Annotated in this window: 17 protein-coding genes, 1 pseudogene and 1 riboswitch; of the genes and pseudogenes, 7 read left to right on the top strand and 11 right to left on the bottom strand. The window is 49.3% G+C overall.

All coding sequences use genetic code 11. The features are described from left to right. Nucleotides 1-135: 135 nt before the first annotated feature. The gene (locus WH37_RS35705; protein ID WP_143088597.1) at nt 136-339 is read left to right on the top strand and encodes a hypothetical protein; all 204 of its coding nucleotides are present in this window, start codon (nt 136-138) and stop codon (nt 337-339) included. Here the strand turns inward: WH37_RS35705 and WH37_RS23555 are convergent. Beyond that, complete coding sequence (locus tag WH37_RS23555) at nt 317-1,633, bottom strand: vWA domain-containing protein (protein WP_052737164.1); 1,317 nt, start codon at nt 1,631-1,633, stop codon at nt 317-319. The two genes, WH37_RS35705 and WH37_RS23555, sit on opposite strands and share 23 nt — an antisense overlap. A 146-nt stretch (nt 1,634-1,779) precedes the next feature. Here WH37_RS23555 and WH37_RS23550 point away from each other — a divergent pair, with 146 nt between their 5' ends. Continuing rightward, complete coding sequence (locus WH37_RS23550; RefSeq protein ID WP_046233070.1) at nt 1,780-2,094, top strand: hypothetical protein; 315 nt, start codon at nt 1,780-1,782, stop codon at nt 2,092-2,094. A gap of 115 nt (nt 2,095-2,209) precedes the next feature. Then, nucleotides 2,210-2,650 carry a GNAT family N-acetyltransferase gene (locus WH37_RS23545; RefSeq protein ID WP_046233069.1) on the top strand — a complete coding sequence of 147 codons (441 nt, stop codon included), beginning with the start codon at nt 2,210-2,212 and terminating at the stop codon, nt 2,648-2,650. Nucleotides 2,651-2,749: 99 nt separating this feature from the next. On the opposite strand, the gene WH37_RS23540 is transcribed toward WH37_RS23545, so the two are convergent. The 3 genes from WH37_RS23540 to WH37_RS23530 form a co-directional block, all read right to left on the bottom strand. Continuing rightward, the gene (locus WH37_RS23540; RefSeq protein ID WP_046233068.1) at nt 2,750-3,712 is read right to left on the bottom strand and encodes an aldolase catalytic domain-containing protein; all 963 of its coding nucleotides are present in this window, start codon (nt 3,710-3,712) and stop codon (nt 2,750-2,752) included. 111 nt (nt 3,713-3,823) lie between these two features. Continuing rightward, complete coding sequence (locus WH37_RS23535) at nt 3,824-4,843, bottom strand: hypothetical protein (RefSeq protein WP_143088596.1); 1,020 nt, start codon at nt 4,841-4,843, stop codon at nt 3,824-3,826. A 165-nt stretch (nt 4,844-5,008) separates the two neighbouring features. Further along, on the bottom strand, nt 5,009-5,770 hold the full coding sequence (locus WH37_RS23530; protein WP_046233066.1) for a GTP cyclohydrolase II: 762 nt from the start codon (nt 5,768-5,770) through the stop codon (nt 5,009-5,011). Nucleotides 5,771-6,007: 237 nt separating this feature from the next. Here WH37_RS23530 and WH37_RS23525 point away from each other — a divergent pair, with 237 nt between their 5' ends. The 4 genes and pseudogenes from WH37_RS23525 to WH37_RS23515 all read left to right on the top strand — a co-directional run bounded on the left by WH37_RS23525 (nt 6,008) and on the right by WH37_RS23515 (nt 8,029). Beyond that, the gene (locus WH37_RS23525) at nt 6,008-6,334 is read left to right on the top strand and encodes a winged helix-turn-helix transcriptional regulator (RefSeq protein WP_046233065.1); all 327 of its coding nucleotides are present in this window, start codon (nt 6,008-6,010) and stop codon (nt 6,332-6,334) included. Between the two features lie 213 nt (nt 6,335-6,547). Beyond that, nucleotides 6,548-6,724 (top strand): ArsB/NhaD family transporter, encoded by a 177-nt coding sequence (locus WH37_RS35700; RefSeq protein WP_143088595.1) that lies wholly within the window; start codon nt 6,548-6,550, stop codon nt 6,722-6,724. A gap of 49 nt (nt 6,725-6,773) precedes the next feature. Then, nucleotides 6,774-7,226 (top strand): annotated as a pseudogene (locus tag WH37_RS23520) (ArsB/NhaD family transporter); the annotation flags it as partial. A gap of 212 nt (nt 7,227-7,438) precedes the next feature. Next, nucleotides 7,439-7,605: riboswitch (cyclic di-AMP (ydaO/yuaA leader) on the top strand. Nucleotides 7,606-7,609: 4 nt separating this feature from the next. Then, nucleotides 7,610-8,029 carry a hypothetical protein gene (locus tag WH37_RS23515; RefSeq protein WP_046233064.1) on the top strand — a complete coding sequence of 140 codons (420 nt, stop codon included), beginning with the start codon at nt 7,610-7,612 and terminating at the stop codon, nt 8,027-8,029. A 95-nt stretch (nt 8,030-8,124) separates the two neighbouring features. Here WH37_RS23515 and WH37_RS23510 read toward each other — a convergent pair whose 3' ends face one another. The 7 genes from WH37_RS23510 to melA all read right to left on the bottom strand — a co-directional run bounded on the left by WH37_RS23510 (nt 8,125) and on the right by melA (nt 19,520). Then, nucleotides 8,125-10,680, bottom strand: a complete 2,556-nt coding sequence (locus tag WH37_RS23510; RefSeq protein ID WP_046233063.1) for a beta-mannosidase — start codon at nt 10,678-10,680, stop codon at nt 8,125-8,127. A gap of 27 nt (nt 10,681-10,707) precedes the next feature. Continuing rightward, nucleotides 10,708-13,239, bottom strand: coding sequence for a beta-mannosidase (locus WH37_RS23505; protein ID WP_046233062.1), 2,532 nt, complete (start codon nt 13,237-13,239; stop codon nt 10,708-10,710). Between the two features lie 157 nt (nt 13,240-13,396). Beyond that, complete coding sequence (locus WH37_RS23500) at nt 13,397-14,728, bottom strand: ABC transporter substrate-binding protein (protein ID WP_046233061.1); 1,332 nt, start codon at nt 14,726-14,728, stop codon at nt 13,397-13,399. 65 nt (nt 14,729-14,793) lie between these two features. Then, entirely contained in the window at nt 14,794-15,627 is an 834-nt protein-coding gene (locus WH37_RS23495) for a carbohydrate ABC transporter permease (protein ID WP_046233060.1), read from the bottom strand. After that, nucleotides 15,624-16,541, bottom strand: a complete 918-nt coding sequence (locus tag WH37_RS23490; protein WP_046233059.1) for a carbohydrate ABC transporter permease — start codon at nt 16,539-16,541, stop codon at nt 15,624-15,626. Before WH37_RS23490 ends, WH37_RS23495 begins: the two co-directional genes overlap by 4 nt. Before the next feature lie 289 nt (nt 16,542-16,830). Then, entirely contained in the window at nt 16,831-17,886 is a 1,056-nt protein-coding gene (locus tag WH37_RS23485) for a substrate-binding domain-containing protein (RefSeq protein WP_082110970.1), read from the bottom strand. A 122-nt stretch (nt 17,887-18,008) separates the two neighbouring features. Continuing rightward, nucleotides 18,009-19,520: an alpha-glucosidase/alpha-galactosidase gene (gene melA / locus WH37_RS23480; protein ID WP_046233058.1), complete on the bottom strand. Its 1,512-nt coding sequence runs from the start codon at nt 19,518-19,520 to the stop codon at nt 18,009-18,011. Nucleotides 19,521-19,682 lie beyond the last annotated feature (162 nt).

Genomic DNA, 19,682 nt, shown 5'->3' with positions numbered 1-19,682 from the left:
ATCCCTTCCTTCAGTTATCCTCTTGTAACAGTTTACCTTACAAGGCAGCAAAGGACAATTCGCAAGACACGGCCGCAACGTTGCATAACCTAACCCAGGAGCGTGCATCATGAAAGAGAAGGAACTGCATTATATATGAAGAAGCAACTATGCACAGGAGGAGGGAATGCCTACATGGTGTTTAACAGCAGCTACACAATCGCTGATTTGAATCATAACGAGGACGCACTTGCAGAAATAAAACAATTAGAGCAACGGCTGTCCGAACAAACCGGAGCAGCCATCACTCTAATTGCTTATAACTATGAGCACGATATTAAGGCTGAACGAACCGATTGATCATTTCAACGAGCAAATCATTAAGCGGCTTCACCTCGTATTCCCCGGCAGCAGGCTCCAAGTGGTCGCCGCCTATTCCGCTGTCATCCGTCAAAAACAAGTACGTCCCTCCCGTCGCCACTGCCATAAAGCGCAGCAAATATTCCGTTTGTACATCTACGCCGCTGGAGGCGACGGGAATAATACGAATGCCATCCGCCGCTGCCGTTTGGATCAGCTCCTGAATTTCATTAACCACTTTAGTGTTATAGTGCGGCGGAGCATCCAATACGAGGAATAACAGCCTTGCTCGCGCCTGCTCGCTCCAGTCATGGCTATGAACGGCATCGCGCAGCGCCGCATCAACCGCTTCTGGATAATCCCCACCGCCATCTGCCTTTTCCGCTGCTAATTGGCGGACAACCTCATCCACATCCTTCGTAAACGGAAATGACTTTACCGTATAATCATCAGATTTATCCTTATAAAAGTTGGCACTGAGCCGTATATCCAATTGTTGTCCATGCTGCTGGCCTACCCTGCCGATTACATCCTTCAGCTCAGCTTCCAAATATCGCAGCTCATCCTCCATCGAGCCGGTCGTATCCACAACAAACATAATATCGACCTGATTGGCGAGCTCAGCTTCGCCTCCCAGATCAACCTTGAGCGTGCCTTGCTCCGGCAAGCTAATCTGGCTTAGGCTCTTTTTGTACTGGCCTGCCTGCACATCGACCCTATAATTGCTTTGCTTATCATTTTGTCCTTTGTTATAGAGTCCGGCAAATAGATATGCTTTTCCATCCGTATTTGTATGCGCTTCCCATACAAGCTGGCGTTGATTGTCACTTAGCTTCACGATGGCATCGGATACTGCACGTCCGCCTGATGTCACAACGACCTCCAACCGGTTAAAAGCCTGAAACGACCAATAGCTGAGATTGTCATCTCCCTCTTTGCTATTGAGCAAATTGCCGAAGCGCTGCCATGCGGCCAAATCATCCCATTCACCAGCTGTAAGCTGACCTGCCTTCACCTCCGCCTGTTGCGAAGTATAGCGTCTGTCTCCACCTTCTGTGCGTTCACTTTCAGTAGCAGGCTCCGAGGCTTCTCCTTTGCTTTGTGAACGGTCTTCTTTGGTGTTGCTGCCTTCTGCACTTTCCGTTGCCGTATCTCCCGTTGCCGTATCTCCCGTTGTCGTGGAATGACTCGTATCGGGGCCGTTGTTCATACTGCTAGAGCATGCTGCTGCCAGCATTAAAACCATAATAATGACCACTGTTCGAAATAAGATGAGTTTGTTTGTCTGCTGCATCTTAAATCCCCCTTCTATCTTTTCCATTTAGACGAAACAGGGGCAATGATTGTTGCATTAATGTATATTCAACATTAAAATGATTAACAGGCTGCAGCGCTGGCTCGTCCAGACTATGTGCGGCGTTTTCTTAGGAGGATAGGCGGATGGAAACGATAGCGTTAACCAGTATTGAAATGACATATCAGCAGGGGACTCGCCAGCTTACTTTCACGAATGCCGACTTATTTTTAGTGACAGACTTCGGCTCTGTATTATGGTATGTCGATGCCAACGGCATTGCGGATGCTGATTTATTGAAATGGTTCAATCAAAGCGAGGACATTCGAATTGAGCTGCGCGTCACGTCACTGGACAATCGCACATTCGAAGGTACTGCTTATTTCCACCCCAATGAGAAGCACTATGCAGCGGCGATTCGCGGCGAAGGCGAATTGCGTCTTATAAATAACGAGCAATAATCGTGGAAGTACCGGAAAAAGAGTCTTCACTGCTTGAAAAAGCCCGCTTCCGATCGCCATTGCCCCCGAAATGATTATCCCCATTATTTATCGAAAAAAGGAGGTACTATCTAACATGTCTATCACTACACGTCTGGTTCAAAATCAGGAAGACCGGGATGCCGTATTTGAAGTAAGGCGTAACGTCTTTGTTGACGAGCAGGGCGTGCCTGCTGCGAATGAATACGATGAATTTGAAGATACGGCCCAGCACCTGCTCGCCCTCAGCGGTCAAGTCCCGGTCGGAGCAGGAAGGCTGAGAGTAGTTGGCGGTGTTGCCAAGCTGGAGCGTATTTGCATTTTGGCAGACTACCGCAAGCTGGGCATTGGTAAAATCATCGTCGAAGCGATCGAGCAAGCAGCCGCGGCCCAAGGACTTACCGCTGCCAAGCTGAATGCGCAAACGCATGCAGAAGGCTTCTACAGCAAGCTAGGCTATCGCACGGTTTCGGACATTTTCTTTGAGGAAGGCATGCCTCATGTCACGATGACCAAGCAGCTTGCGCAGCAGGGTTAAAGCCTGCGCAAATCAAATAAAAAAGCCCTGGACAGCCGCCATTTCAACATGGACGGACTTCCAGGGCTTTTCAATGATTCAGCTGCTGTGAGGCAACTATTATTTGCTATGCGATAATTCTGGCGTTGTCATACGATCGTAGAAATCAACTGCTTTATCCTTGTCTTCGGAATCGCGAAGCGCCATTGCCGAACGTGGATGCTCGTCCAAAATGCCAGTAATCATGTAAGGAATAATGTAGCCCCACTCTTCCTTCTCACGAAGCGGAATCATGTATTTCTCGATCATATCGAGAACTGGGCGTGTTTTGTATCTTGGGTTTTGCAGTTGGGATACGAGCAGCTCTGTGTTGCAGTTGCCTGCTGCGCGGCCCATGCCATATACGGACGAATCAAGCAGCTCAACGCCGCCTTCAGCAGCAATAAGCGTATTTGCGAATGCAAGCTGCAAATTGTTGTGCATATGTGCGCCCAGACGTTTGTTCGGAAGATACTTGCGGAATTTTTCCGTCAAGTAGCTTACATCATTCGGCTTCAGGCTGCCGTAGGAATCAACGATGTATACAACATCAACGACGCTGTCATTGATCAATTCGAACGCTTCCAGCAGTTGGTTTTCCATCACATTCGACAAGGCCATAATGTTCAGCGTCGTCTCATAACCACGGTCACTGAATAGTTTAACAAGCTCAAGACCCTTGTCCACATCTTTCGCATAACAAGCAACACGGATCAGATCAAGCAGGCTTTCACTGCGCGGCAAAATATCGTTCTCGTCTACACGGCCTACGTCAACAAGTGCCGACAGCTTCGTAGTTCCTTTATTAGGGATAACCGTTCTGAGAAACTCGTCATCCAGAAAACGCCAAGGGCCTGCACTTTCTGCGCCTTTGAGCAGCTTTGGCGAGTTTTTATAGCCAATTTCCATATAATCAACGCCAGCATCGTTCAGGCTTTTGTACAAGTGCTGGACAAACTCTACGCTGAAATCCCAGTTGTTTACTAATCCGCCATCGCGAATAGTGCAATCGACGATTTTACAATGACTTGTTTTTGAATTCATGTAAAGGCTCCTTCTGACTGTACGTCGCTAATCTTTAACATCCATCATACTTGAAATGCCTAGGAAACGCAAAAGAAATTTGCCCATTTCTGCTGCCTTAAATCGGCCCATTTAGCCACCAAGAAGCTCCTCTGCTTTCGCCTGAAAACGTTCATGAAATTGCTTGACAGCTGGGATATCCATCTGCTGTCCATTGATCCGGTTGTAAACTTGCTCATCCGTCGTCGCCAGCACGTCCAGAAACTGAGAAACAATTTTGGCCGTTACCGTTTCCGGGTGCTCCTTCACCAGCTTTTGATAGCTCGTTTTCACCTCGCTGAGCAGCCGATACGTTTCCATATCGAATATGGGCGTATTGTTGAGACCATAAATATACATCGATAAGTAGCTGTTTAAATAAAGCTGCTCGATTTCCGGGCGCTCCGCCGAGTTTGGATATGTCTTAATGTAGGTTTCCGACAAAACCGCGCGATTCGCCAGCTTATCCCACGTAATGATTAGCCCGGCATCCTTCGCTGATACCTCATTCGATTCTACCGCCCGCAGAAAAATATAATCATTCATCTGCTGTGATACATAATTTTTGTAAACCTTTTGCAATTCAAAATCAATGATCGGATAAATGGAGCCCTCCACCATAATCAGCTTGTAGCCGCCCATCAGCTTCGTAATAACGAGCTGCTTCACAGCGGCATCCTGAATTTCGGCGGCGTTGGAAGCCGTAATCGGCCATTGCTGCTGGAGCAGCACCTCCTGCACATTTTTTTCAAAAAAAGCGTCCTGCGTACGTTCCAGATCATTGTTATAATACGCATTCAGCTCGCGTATCATCGTATCCGCCCGCTCCTGACCCGCTTTCGACATATTTTCATTCAGGAACGAAACAATTTCGAACGGTTCCTTCGCATTTTGCACCGTCTGGCGGTATTGCTCCAGCAAATTGTCTTTCTCTTGGGGGACACCTTGACCAACTGGCGAAACCTGTGCACCAGCATGGTTCTCCCGCCGTTCCTCTGTATTTTTATTGTTGCCACTGCAGCCGGCAATAAATAATGCAAATATAAGAACAAAAATATTCCATCTATAGTTACGACTACGCACGTCGTTATTCACCTCAATCGTCATGTTCACCTGGCCCTCTCACCCTAATAGTATATGCCACATTATCGTCAATATCCAATAGACGCATGAACAGAGCGGAAGTTACGGCAAAAAAGCGCGGAAGCAGGCCTCCGCGCAAACTTTTTTTCGAAACACAACCGTATCCTTTACTTATCTTCAAAATATCTCCTGATATTACAGCGCTTTGACCTGATTAACCTCATGCTGGGCCTCGGCCGAATAATGCCCCGACTTCACAACCTTCGTTGTCAAATATTTCTCGTTATAGACAGAGGTTTGACCCCAAAGCGGAACACGGCGGGCAATGTGCATACCAGCTTCACGAAGCGCCTCCATTTTGCGCGGATTGTTCGTAATAATCGATACAGGCTGCGAGCGAAGCAGCTTCAAGATAGCTATGGATTCGCTGTAATCGCGAGCGTCCTCGGCAAAGCCCAGCTCCAAGTTCGCATCAACCGTATCCAAACCTTCCTCTTGAAGCAGGTAAGCCATTGCCTTGCTGAACAAGCCAATGCCACGGCCTTCATGATTGGCCAAATAAAATAATGCGCCCGTTCCATGCTCGGTAATCATTCGCATCGACTGCTTAAGCTGAAAGCCGCAATCACAGCGATGGCTGCCAAAAATATCGCCGGTATGGCAAATGCTGTGCATCCGAATCAGCGCATCTTCGCCTTCGGCAAAATCGCCATAGACGAGCACGCTGGATTGCTGAAGCTCCGCATAATGCCCATTCGCCAGCTCGTTGTAAAGATCCGCGTCGCCTTGGATGCTATTTTTCTCCCGCTTCAGCCAGCTGTACCACTGAAAAATCTTCGTCTCGCCGTCAAGCTCGACAGGAAGCTGAATCGGTCCGACAACATGGATATCGTGCGAATCGCCTTCAATTGTTTTTATTTTGTCATTTATAATAGAACGAATGGATGGTTTAATCATTAGTGTGCACCTTCTTCATCTGTATTTGATATAATAGGTTGAAAGGCTAAGCTTCATCTGCTATAAATGCACCTTGCCTTATTAACAATCATAGGGGAACAAACTTTCGCTTACCATTAGTAACTAATTATATATTCGAAATTCCATTACGTCAAGTTATGTGCATTCAAAAAGTTTGCTTGTATATAAATATTATTAAAGCTATACTTAATAGCAAGTTATAATGAGGTGATCTACATGGAGAAATCCGGGCTTTGTCCGCGACTGCACAAAGGAATGGACATTATAAGCAAACGATGGACCGGCTTGATTGTTTATCAGCTGCTGTCCGGGCCGCAGCGTTTCAGCTGCATTCAAGGCGCCCTTCCCATTAGCGGCAGACTGCTGTCTGAGCGGCTCAAGGATCTTGAGAATGAAGGCATTGTAAGCCGCGCCGTCTTTCCAGACATTCCAGTTCGCATCGAATATTCGCTTACCGAAAAGGGACACGCACTGGAGCCGGTCATTCGCGAATTGCAGCAATGGTCATCCGATTGGGTAGCGCCTATGTCCATATCCAAGTAAAATGATAACGAAGCAACCTCGGTCCGTCATTGGGCCGGGGTTGTTTTGCATTTCCGGGGACGCTTCGCGGAATTATAGCAATCTACTACAGCAACAAATAAGCGTTATGACAACAGTCGCATAGATGCCGCTCAGCATGCTGCCGCTGCCGCAAACGAATAACCCGTCCCTGCTCCATTATGAATTTAACGATGAATTCGAGGTGATTAACATTTGATCTCGCTACCTTCCATTATCGTTTCCCTGTTTGCTTTCCTCTTCACGATTTTGCTCGTTTTGTGGCGTCCCAGAGGGCTGAATGAAGCGATTCCTGCTACGTTCGGCGCCATCCTCGTCCTATTGAGCGGAACCGTCTCGTTGACCGACCTTGCGCATGCAGCCGCTTTTTGAAATCGATTCTGCTTTTCGTCTTCTCTGTCCGACTCAGCTTATTTGCCGCCTCATTTTCGCCTTCGCCATGTATATCATTATTTATGGCCTGTACAATATCGGCCTGACGAAAGGACTCGTGCAGGTGTTCGAGCCACTCGTCACTGGCAGCCTGACGAACGCAAGCATTTTGATCGGAGGACTCGTCTCCTCCATGTCTACGCTTGTCAACAATCATCCCGCGCTCATGATCGGCACGACCACGCTCACTGAAATGAACCTCGATTCGCTTACACTCAAAATCGCCTACCTCGCCAGCGTCATCGGCAGTGATATCGGCTCGCTAATTTTACCGATAGGCACGCTAGCCTCTCTCATTTGGATGAATCTCGTGCGGAAAGCCAAAGTAAAAATCAGTTGGATGGATTATGTTAAAGTAACGATTGTCATCACTCCTCCTGTGCTGCTGTTTACCCTCATACTTCTTGCTTTATGGGTTGGATGGATTTTCCCTATGCACTAGCTCACGATAACTTGTACTTGAGCGGACAGGCCGCAAATAAGCTCCTTCTTATAAACCCGCAGCTATTTCTGCGGGAAACGGGCGCTGCCGCCAAAAGATGACAGCGCCCGTTTCCGCTTGAGGCAGCAGCACTAACCTTTTAATTTACTACTAAAGGTTTACAAATGAGCAATAACGGTTTAATATATACCCCTAGCCGAATTCTGGCACTCTATTATTAATCGCTTAATTTTTCAATTGAAAAAGCGGGGGAACCAACAACGTGGTTGAAGCGATAGCTTGAATCGCAAGGGGTGAATCCGGTGCACTCGCGCACTGGTAGGGCAGCTCTCTGGCCCGAATCCGACAGCTAACTCCGTAAGCGAACGTGAGGAGAGATGAATATGATTGTCCTTCATGCGCCGGACGCTCCGCCTAAGGCGAAGCACGCAATGAAGCTTACGGTCAAACGTATTGAGCTGTTTGTCATTCCAGCGCTCAATGTAGACGCCGCTGGAAGTCGCGCCTGCTTGCGGGTAACGACAGACAAGGGCATTGGCTTTGGCGAAACATTTGTGGACGAGGTGGAACGCCCTAACGATTGGGGTCTGTGGTGCAGCGCGCTCAGCAGCTTTATCGGCACCTTGTCCATTACAGGACGTTCGCTTCGAAGCGAGCAAGCCGATCATCACAGTGTGTACAACCTGTTCGATCACGCGATTCATCATCTCAAAAATTGGACGACAGAAATTGAATCGGATGACAACGCTTCCGAGGAACCTATTTTACTTAGTCGCTCATTATTCTACCTATCTATTTTTTAGCATACTTTGGATTACCTTAACACAAAGGAACCTTCCCCGCCTTGTTTCAGTCGGCAGGAAAGGTTCCCTTTTTTTTCTATCGGCTATCCATCCTCTTAAATAAAATCGGTCATCGAATGGACAGCCAGCTTGCCCGGAGAGGCGGCGATAAAGGCCTGATCCCCTTGCGGATTTCGCGCATAAAACGTTATCGTACGTGGTTCGTTCGGCAGCAGATCGAAATAGTTGTCACTGAAAATGCCTTCGATCGATGAAGATAGCCTAACCTGCTTTGCCAGCGTATCCGTCTCCAGAACATAGGCGGTACCACCACTGTCCTTCACTTCGCTTACCTTAATAGCAGGGGCTGTAAGTTCAAGCTCATTCATCGGCCTGAAATAATGCTCCTTCTCTTCTACAAGCAGTCCACCATGCTTCAGCTTCGCCGCGAGAACGACCGAGCCTGGCTCAATCCCTTCCGAAAGCAGCCCCTTCAGCTCGAAGGAGCAGGCAATGTGGCCTTTATTCGGCTGAAGCGATACCGGAACGGAAAACTGCTTCAGCACCTCGCCGCCGAATGAACGCAGCTCTAGCGTAAGCTCGCCGATGAAAGGCTCATTTTGATCTGACAATACATAACAATCGACGCGACTGCCGTTGGTATCGTCAAAGGACAGCATAATGTCGCGGAAGCTGCGCCCCGCATAATATTGCAGCGCCTTCCAGCGCCCGTAATAGTCCATTCCCGCCCATGATGCGACAGGCCAGCAATCGTTCATTTGCCAATACAATGACCCCATGCAAAATGGCTTTTTCCGGCGGTGCGCCTCAATCGCCGTCTTCATCGCCTCCGCCTGCAAAACCTGGCTCAAATACAGAAACGCCGGAAAATCCTTCGGCTGGCGCAAATACATATCCATATATTCCTTGATCAGTTGGTTGCCGCGCGCGTTTTTCTGATGCGCCAGCATGACCTCCGATTCAATCGCCATATCCGCTTCCTCCGCATACTGCTGCACCGTTTGCAGCTCAGGGAACGATTGGAAACCGTATTCGCTCATAAATCGGCCGACATGGACGTTGTATTTTTCAAAAGGCTCTACGTTATGCCAGACGCCCCAGTAGTGAATATCGCCGCTTTTGGACAAATTGAAAGCATGCTGCTCCCCGTCTCCGCTCAGCCCGCGCATCGGCGATGAAGGCCAGTACGCGATACCATTGCCAAACCCCGCGACCGCCTGCGGCAATATCCGGTGGAAAATCGCCTCATAATCGGCCCACAGCTGCTCTCGCTGCTCCGGCGTATAATCGCGTTTCCAGCCCCAGCCCATATTTTCATCATAATGCGACCATGCCGTATCGATTTCATTGTTGCCGCACCATAAGGCGATACATGGATGATTGCGCAGACGCCTTACGTTTTCCTCCGCCTCCAGACGAACATTTTCTAAGAAGGCCTCATCTCCGGGATACATGCTGCAAGCGAACATGAAATCCTGCCAGACGAGCAAGCCATACTCATCGCACAGCTCATAAAACGCATCCGCTTCATAAATGCCGCCACCCCATATACGGAGCATATTCATATTCGATAACGCAGCACTCGCAATTTCATGACGGTAGCGCTCATACGTCACGTCAGGCAGAAAGCTGTCATTCGGAATATGATTAGCGCCTTTGGCGAACACCGGAACGCCGTTTAGCTCGATATAAAAAGCATGGCCCTGCTCGTCTTGATCGGTTACCAGCCTCACTGCCCGCAAACCCGTCGTTACTCTGCGGCTGCTAACGGACTGCTCGACTCCATCCTTTGCTTGCACAAGCTGCGCTTCAAAATGATACAGCTCCGGCTTGCCGAGACCTCTGCACCACCAAAGGCGCGGCTGCGCAATAGTAGCCGCCAGCTCCACTGTCTGCAAGCCCGCTGCCAGCTGAACCTGCTGCTCCCAGCGCCTGCCGTCTGCATTTATCCGCAGCAGCCCTTGCCAAGCCTGCTCGCATTCGACCTCTACGACAATTTTTAGACTCGCTTGGGCAGACGTTATTTCCTGCTGCTCGATATATAGATCGGTCAGTCGCACATCTGACCAGGCAACGAGCTTAACTTCCTTCCAAATCCCGCTCGTCACAAAGCGTGGACCCCAGTCCCAGCCATAATGATACGGAGCTTTGCGGGCAAAAACACTGATTTTCTTGTCGCCAAGTCCGCCAAGTTCTGACTGGTCATTCGCCGCCGGAAGCGGGTAACCCAGCTTCTCAAGCTTTGGCAAATCCTCGTGAATAGGCGAACGAAATTTGACTGTTATCACATTGCCTTCCAGCTGCAAAACCGGCTTTACATTGATTTTCCAGCTGCGGAACATATTATCCGCCGACAGCATATGCTTGCCATTTACGTACACATCCGCATACGTATCAAGTCCTGTAAAAACCAGCTCAAGATGCGATTGTTCCAGCATTTCCGGCGTTACGCCGAACGTCGTCTCGTATTCCCAATCCTGCTTATCAATCCACTGCAGTCCATGCTCATTTGTACCGTAAAACGGGTGGCCTATTTTCTCATGCTGCAGAAGATCCATATGCACGTTGCCCGGCACAATTGCGGGCAGCCACTCCGTCTCGCCGCAGCCTCTAAAGCTCCAATCGGACAAAATCGTATTCGCTTCGTTCATCGCGTCCTCCAAAATCGTTATATAAGTTTAGTTAAAATGAAGTTCAGCCTTGCCAGCGTTGAGCGCTGACACTTCCAGCGTCTTAGATCGCAGCGGCTGTCCGTCTGCTTGCTGCAAGGTGACCGTAACCGATTCACCCGGCAGCAGATCAAAATAATTGTCACTGAAGCGGACGTTGCCCTGCAACACAGCGATTTTTACCAGACGCGCTGCTGCGCCCGAAGCGGCTACTGTAACCGACTGCTCCTTCTCATTAAACGTTGCAGCAAGGGTGCTCTCCGGCAAGCTGAGCTCCAGATGGTCGCGCAAATAATAATAATTGTCCGGTGCGTCCCACTGTGGAGCGGAAAGCTTCACAATGACCTGCTCCGGCGCAGCACCGCTTAGCACTTCTGCCTCCGTCAGCTCGCCAATTTGTACCGCCGTGTTCGGCGGCAGACTGACGTCAAAGCTCTGTTCATACAACAAGCTGCCATCGAGCGCATAACACTGAAACAGCACTTCTCCCTCATACGCTTCCAGCCGGTCATTGACCGCCCATACGCGAAGCGGCTGTCCTGGCTCATAATCGAGCGACAGCAGGAGCGGATGGTAAAACTTTTTCGCATAATAAAAAGAAGCTTTCGGCAGCAGCTCATAGTCAATCAGCGACCAGCTCGTGCCCGGCCAGCTATCATTATGCTGCCATACGAGCGACCCGCTAGTGCGGTGCTTATTGCGCCTATAATGCTCAATGCCGTATTTTAAGCCCTCCGCCTGCGTAAGCATGGAGAAGTTCATATATTCTTCGATATTTTGCGGAATGCCCGTATAGCCTTCCATGAGCAAAATGCCCTTCTGATGGTTCGTATCCTTGTTGCGATGCGCCATCTCTACGCTGCCCCAATAAAATTCGCCTTCTGGGATAAAGCGCTCCAGCGTATAGCGGTTCGCAGAGGCGTGCATGCCGAACTCGCTGCTGAACAGGGTAAAATCTTTTTTATAATTTTTGAACGTGACGCCTTCAATGCTGTAATCAAGCAGCGGCGCCTCGCCGAATTTGCGCGGGTACACCGAGCCGTGCCATACTTGCCAGTTATGTCGGTCTCCGACGTCAGGGTCGTTGGCATCATTGCCGCCATAAGGCGACGAGGGCCAATACGGCCTGCTGCTGTCATACTGCTCCAGCACTTCCGGCAGCAGTTCATGATAGATGCTCTCGCCATAGAAGGGACAAGTAATATCCCCGCCAGCCGACTTCATGTCATACAGCCAGTCAATTTCGTTGTTGCCGCACCATAAGGCAAGCGACGGATGATTGCGCAGACGCTTCACATTATCGATTGCTTCCTGCTTCACATTTTCCATAAAATTACGGTTGAAATCTGGGAATAGCGCGTTCGCAAAGGCAAAATCCTGCCAGACGAGCACACCAAGACGGTCGCATTCCTCGTAAAAAATATCCTTCTCATATATGCCGCCAGCCCAAATGCGCAGCATATTCATATTGGAATCAACAGCCAGCTCGATTAGATCGGTGTAGCGCTTGTCCTTCACCGCTCCAATAAAGCTGTCTGCCGGAATCCAGTTAGAGCCTTTGGCAAACAGCTTGACGCCGTTCAGCAGGAAAGCAAAAGCGGGGTTTCCGGCTTCATCCTCCAGCTGCAGCTCAATCGTCCGAATGCCGCAGGGCTTGCGATAGCTGTCTACCTGCTCGCCATCCGCGAACAGCTCTACTTCCAACTCATACAAATACGGCTCCCCAAGGTCGTGCGACCACCACAGCTGTGGCTGCTTTACTGCCAGCTCTGCCGATGCCTCGCGTCCTCCTTTTACGGAAAGTCCTGCGGATGCCACAACCTCTCCTTCTCTCGTAAACAGCTTGATTTCAGCAGTCAGCTGCGCCTGCTTATGATAAGCAACCGTATCGACTGCTACTTTCAGTGCCGCTTCTTCCTTGCCAGCCGATAATGTTTGGACAAATACGCTGCCCAGCTTAGCGGCGCGCCTGCGCTCCAGACGAACGCCGCCCCAAATACCGACGGTGACCATTCTTGGACCCCAGTCCCAGCCGAAGTTCATCGCCGCTTTGCGCAGCCATGGACGTTCCTTCGTATAGGAGGACCACTGGAATTGCTCCTTGTCCTGATGATGCAGATGCAGCGGGTCAAAACGCACAGCAATGGCATTTTTGCCCGGACGCACAACCTTCGTCACATCAAAAGCATAAATACGGTGCATATTTTCCGCTGTCCCTATTTCCAATCCATTGACGAATATCGTCGCAAATGTATCCAAGCCTTCAAAAATCAGCTCATGCCGCTCCCCTTGGCCCTCATGCACCTCATAGTCGAACTGCGCGCGGTACCACCACTCCTTCTGTTCGATCCAGCGGCATTTGATGTCGTTATGTCCAAAATAGGGATGCTCAATAATGCGCCGTTCAATCAGTGTGGAATGTACATCTCCGGGAACTTTCGCCGTCATCCAAAAACGGTCGTCAAGTCCAGGTGCCGCCAGCTGAAGAGGAGGCTTCTCCCCTACTTCAAAATGCTGCAATCGAAAATCCGTTATTTTCATATGGCTCTCCTCCTCCAATTTATCTCTATATGTGAGTTGAAAAAGAGTACGTAAAGCGCGGAGAAGGCCCGCCTCCAATCGCTTGCGATTTTTCAGCCGGGCCTCTCCGCGCTATGACTTTTTCGCCGCACTTTTTTACATTTTCGTTAAGCTATACTTATTTGTTCAGCTTCGCTTCTGCGTCTTTCCCTTTATCGAGCAGCGTTTGGTAAGCCTCTTCAAGCGTTGCTTGCCCAAACATAACCGCTTCCATCTCGGATTTGTAGGTTTTTACGAAGTCCTCCGCACCTGCTGGAGCTGGATAGAAAGGCAATGCTTTCGGTTTTGCCGCTTCAAGCAGCTCTTTAGCAAACAAGTCGCCGGACGCAAGTGTCGGCTCGAGCTCTTTGAACACCTCTTCGTTGATTGGAATACCGCGTGTCAAACCGAGCGTCTTGCCGGATTCTTTGTCGGAAACGAACCATTTAATAAACGCTTTCGCCTGCTCCTTGTTCGCCGAGCCTTCGCTCACAGACAGGAAAATCGTCGATTGAGCCCAGCCACCGCCGGCTTCGCCGATCGGAATGTTGTTCACCCCAAGCTTGCCAGGGAGCAATGACTCAATAACGCTTGCCGAGCCGACAGATGCGGTTCTCAGCATAACTTTGCCTGAAGCCATAGAATCGAGCTGCGGATCGTTTTCCTTAAAGGAAAGCTGCTGGTCCGCCGCAGGCACTATGCCGTCTTTGCGGAAGTCCGCATAAATTTGCTGGAACTTCATCCAAGTATCTTTATCGAGATTAAACGTTGTACCGTCTTTGAAGATCGGTCCTTTGCCTTGGGATGTTTGGTAATACTGATAAAATTCCCAAATGTTAGTCATGTCGTCAATGCCGTATTGGCCCTCTGGCAGCTTCTCATGCGCTTCTTTCGCATAAGCAAAGAAATCATCCCACGACCAGTCGTTCGCCGGAAGCTTAACACCAGCCGCTTCCAGCGCCTCTTTATTGTAGACGATGCCTTGTCCGTTGTAGCTGAGAGGAACGCCGTACACCTTGCCGCCAATTTTGATATTTTCCAAAACCTGCGAATCTACCACTCCTGACAGATCAATATCGGACAGATCGGCCAGCAGGCCGCGTTTCGCATAGCCTTGAATGTAAGCCGCATCCATCTGCAGCACGTCTGGCAGTGTGTTCGATGCCGCGAGCGTCGGCAGCTTTTCCCAATAACCGTCCCATGCTGTATACTCAGGCGCAAACGTCACGTTCGGGTTCTTGGATGTATACAGCTCCAAATCCTTAAGCGTTGCATCATGTCTTGCCTGCGAGCCCCACCACATCACCTTCAGCTTTGCCGCAGCATCCGCATTTCCAGCAGACGAAGCCGCTGGCGCAGTGCTTGCTGTAGCTGCGCTGCCGCCGCTGTTAGAGCCACAGCCGGAAAGAACGAGGGGAACCGAAATCAGAGTAACGGGAAGCCATTTCAACCATTTTCTTTGTGTTTTCATACGTAGAACACTCCCTCTTTTATATAAATGTTGGTGAAACCGTTTGTTAAAAGACTTTTGACGCTTTACCCTTTGATACCCGTTGTCGCAATGCCCTCTACAAAATGCTTCTGGGCGACGAAGAACAAAATCGCCGACGGGACGACAGACAATAGCGACATCGCAAGCAATTGGCCCCATTGGACTTCGAATTGGTCAATGAACATCCGCAGCGCAAGGCCAACCGTAAACTTCTCGACTGAGCTGAGGTAAAGCAGCTGCGAGAAGAAGTCATCCCAGCTCCATAGGAAGGTGAAAATCCCTACGGTAACGAGCGCCGGCTTAATGAGCGGAGCAATGATGCGGAAGAAAATGCCGTATACCGATGCACCATCAATTTGCGCCGCTTCATCAAGCTCGCGCGGAATGCCCCGTACGAACTGGACGACCAGGAAAACGAAGAAGGCGCCGCCGCCGAAGAAATGCGGGAGGACAAGCGGAACGTAGCTGTCAGTGAACCCTAGCTTGTTGAACAATATATATTGTGGCACGACGGTTACCTGAGCCGGCAGCATCATCGTGAGCAGCAATATCGAAAACCAGAAATTGCGAAGCTTGAAGTTCAGACGCCCAAACCCATAGCCGACGAGCGCTGCTGTAGCAACGCCCCCAATGACATTCCACACTTCCATCATCAAGGTGTTGGCGAAGAACGTAGCGAAAGTAAACTGTGGCGAGAAGTTCCAGCCATTCGTATAGTTTTCCCACATGAAAACGGTTGGCCATAGCGACGGCTCCCCAAGCTCAGCCGTGCTTTTGAACGATGCTCCGACCCACCAGATAACCGGATAAAGCATAAGCAGCGAGAAAGGGAGCAAAATCAAATGGCTGCGCAGTGCAGCTAATTTTTCTGATCTCATTTGGCTTTCCCCCCATCCGATTCATAGAATACCCAATACTTCGATACTAAGAAATTAATCGCCGTAAAGGCCGCGATAATGACGAGCAATATCCAGGCAAGCGCCGATGCATAACCCATCTCATACTGCTTGAATGCCTTCTCGTATAGGAACAGCACGTACATATAAGTCCCGTTCGCCGGGCCGCCCTGCGTAATGATGAAAGCCGAGGTAAACATTTGGAAGGCATTGATAATGCCTAGCACAAGGTTGAAAAACATTACTGGCGAAAGCATAGGAATCGTAATTTTGAAAAACTGGCGCAGCTTGCTCGCTCCATCGACGGAAGCGGATTCATAAAGGTCTTTGGGAATCTGTTTGAGGCCTGCTAGAAAAATAACCATTGTTGATCCGAATTGCCAAGCATTCAACAAGATTAATGTGCCAAGCGCCGTATCCGGGTTGGATATCCAGCCAATGCCTTCAATGCCGAACCAGCTAAGCACGTGATTGACGTAGCCATCTAGGCCGAACATGTTTCTCCACAGCGCGGATACCGCGATGCTGCCGCCGATTAGCGAAGGAAAATAAATCGCCGTCCGGTACCAGTTAAGCCCTCTTACCTTCTTGTTAAGTAAAATCGCAACCATTAGCGAGAAAAACAGCTTAATCGGAACGGCCAGTAAAACGAAGGTGAAGGTGACCGTTAGCGATTTCATAAACAGCCGATCTTTCGTAAAGATGCTCTCGTAATTATCCGTTCCGGTCCACGTTGGCGAATCCAGCAGCGAATAATCGGTGAAAGACAAGTAGAACGATTGTAAAATCGGCCACAGCGTCAGCAGCAGAAAACCGATTAGCCAAGGAGAGATAAATACGTAGCCAGCAATATCGTGCCCCGTAATTTTCCAGCGGCTTTGTTTTTTATTAAGCATGGCAAGACCTCTTTTCAGCGCGGGATAAATGGTCGAACTTTGTTGAACCCTGTATATCGTAAACCAATAGTAGTATGAAAGCGTAAACATTGTCAACCTAAATTTTTGTTGTTGTTATGTTTACAATAAAAAATAAAAGTTTATTTAAAGCGTTTACAACAATAACAAATAGAAAAACTCTGCTGATTGCACAAAAAAGACGGTTACACGAGGATCTCCCCGCTAACCGTCTTACGCACGCCATTTTTTGCTTTGATGAGCTATAACTAGAAACCTAACAAATACACTTCTACTGATTTACAGGATCGCCTACACTCTCCCGAATAATTAAATCGCTTTGCAGCAAAATTTTCGCATATGGCATATGCCCGTTTTCCAGCCGCCATTGCAGCAGTTCAACGGCCTTTATGCCAAGCGCCTCTTTCTCTGCATTTACCGTCGTAATCATGGGCGTTTCGCCTAATATTTCAAGATTGTTGTCAAAGCCTGTTAAGGAGCATTGCTCAGGAACCTGCTTGCCAAGCCGCTGCAATGCGTTCATTGCGAGCAAGGCGATTTGGTCATTCGCACATACGAATGCAGTTGGAAAACGGCTCGCCTCCAGCCCTTTTAGACTGGACTGCAGCAAATTCAGATTAAACTCGTCCAGCGTCGGTTTTACTTTAAGCAAGCCCTCATTAGGCGCATAGTCAAGCCCGCTCTCGTCCATAACCGAGCGGAAGCCACTCCAGCGGTCAATAAAGCTGCGGGAATAGCCGAGCTCCCCAATAAATTGAATCTGGGTATGGCCTTTGCCGATCAAAAACTTGACCAGCTTGCGAATGATATCATAGTTGTTCATAAAGATGCTGTCGCATTCCAGCAGCTCGTCTTCATGGTCAACTAAAATAAACGGAATCGCCTTGTTGCGCAGCTCGACCAGCATCGGTGTAGCGATCAAGCCAACACCAATAATGCCCATTAAGCCTTCAGGCTTCATGACGAGGTTGAAATTTCGCGGCGAATCATCCGATATGAGAACGGAGCCCAGCCCCTTCGCCTCCAAGCTTTTGGAAATGCCGTCAAGCACCTTGCCCCAATAGCCCGATTCCTTGTTTTGGCTGCGAATATTCGGAATGAGAATGCCGACGATTTGGTGCTCTTCCTCGTCATTCTGCTTGCTGCTTGGCATTTTTTTGGCGCTTTTCTGATTCATGTAGCCGAGCTGTGAAGCCATTTCAAATATCTTACTGCGCGTAACGGCGCTAATGCCCGATTTTCCCGATAAAGCTTTGGATACCGCATATTTAGATACGCCTACCCGGTCCGCTATTTCCTGCATCGTAATCTTTTTTTGCTTCCCCACGGCAAATCACTCCAAGTCTAAACCACTGTAGTCAACTACTATTTTGTAAACCAAACAATTTATTGATTATCATAACAAATCCACTCCTCCCTGTACACAAGGTAATGTTTAGGAAAATTTTACTATTCAGTGGCTGCGGCGGCGCGGCGATCGATCGCCTTATCCGACTCGCCCGCATTGCGGCTCGCTTCCTCGCGGTTGCTCTGCATTTCTTCAACCGATTTTGTTTTCAGACGCGCTGCTCCTTCATAGCTGCGTACCGGAATGGCAAGGCCATTTTCCAGACGTTTTTTTGCGGCAGCAATTGCCTCTCCGTATTGCGGAAGCCATTGCTCCTGGGCAACGAGCATTTCATCGACCATCTGCCAAATTTCATTTGGATTGCACACCGCTCCAACCAGCGGGTCCATCATCATCGCTTGGCGCAGCAGCTTGTCATCGCCCTGAATCGCTGCTTCTACAGCCAGACGCTGAACGGAAATGCTGACATTGCACACAGCCGCGCAGCCCAGCGGCAAATCGCCAACATGCGGCATGCTGATGCCGTTGCGATCCGCGTAGCCCGGCGCTTCAATAATCGCATCATCCGGCAAATTGGAGATCACGCCATTGTTGACGACGTTGAAGTGGCCGCGATACACCCGTCCCGTCTCCAGCCCCTCGATAATATACGAGCCATGCTCCTGGCCGCGATGCTCCTTGGTGTACGCTTTAGGTTCTTCCTTCATCCAGTTCGGGAAATCCGTCTCGAACCAGTTGCGCCCTTCTGTACATACGCGCAAGTAGCCGCCCGTTTCACCGTTAATCCACGTTCCAAGATCGATCCAGTCGCGAATTTCCTCCGGACGCTTGCGGTACCAAGGCACATATTCGCTCAAATGGCCGTTGGATTCCGTGCTGTAATAGCCGAAGCGGCGCATCATATCGATGCGGACCTTCTCGGTTTTGCTGAATTCCGGATGCTGTTCAAATGCCTCCAGCAGCTTGCCCGTCATATCCTCGCCATTATGTTTAATTTGCACATACCACGTTTGATGATTGATTCCTGCACAAATAATGTCTACCTCTTCACGCGGAAGGCCAAATACTTCAGAAATTTGCGCATGTCCGCCCTGAACACCATGGCATAAGCCAATCGTCCGTACACCGCCATATTTATTGCATGCCCATGTAAGCATCGCCATTGGGTTAGCATAATTCATCAGCAGGCAGTTCGGCTCCGCCACCTCGCGGATATCCTTGCAAATATTCATCATTTCAGCGATGCCCCGCTGTCCATACATAATGCCGCCAGCACAAATGGTATCGCCCACACATTGGTCTATGCCGTATTTGAGTGGGATGTCGACATCGGTCTGAAAAGCTTCCAAACCACCGACACGAATCGTTACAAAAATGTAACGTGCATCCTTCAGCGCTTCCCGGCGATCAGTCGTAGGCTCGATTTCAATTGCTAGGCCGTTCTCATTAATATCCCGTTGGCAAAGCTGGGTAACCATGTCGAGATTTTGCGGATTAATATCCTGAAAAGCGACTTTGATGTTGTTAAACTCTGGAACGGTCAGCAAATCACGCAGCAATCCCCTAGTAAAACCAATACTTCCTGCTCCAATAAACGCAACTTTAAATGACATTGATTTACGCCTCCAATGGCTCGCAATATAGTGTTGAACAATACGCTAATTGTAGCACCGGCAGCGTGGAGGCGTTTGCACAATTGTAACTTCTATTTTACTTCTTTGTATAAAATTCTAACTTTATAAGATGAACAATTGACTAACGGGCGGCGATAGTCT

This window comes from Paenibacillus algorifonticola, assembly GCF_000971975.1.
GTDB classification, from domain to species: Bacteria; Bacillota; Bacilli; order Paenibacillales; family Paenibacillaceae; genus Pristimantibacillus; species Pristimantibacillus algorifonticola.
Note: the sequence above shows the minus strand (reverse complement) of the source record. Positions and strands in the feature narration are given on the sequence as shown.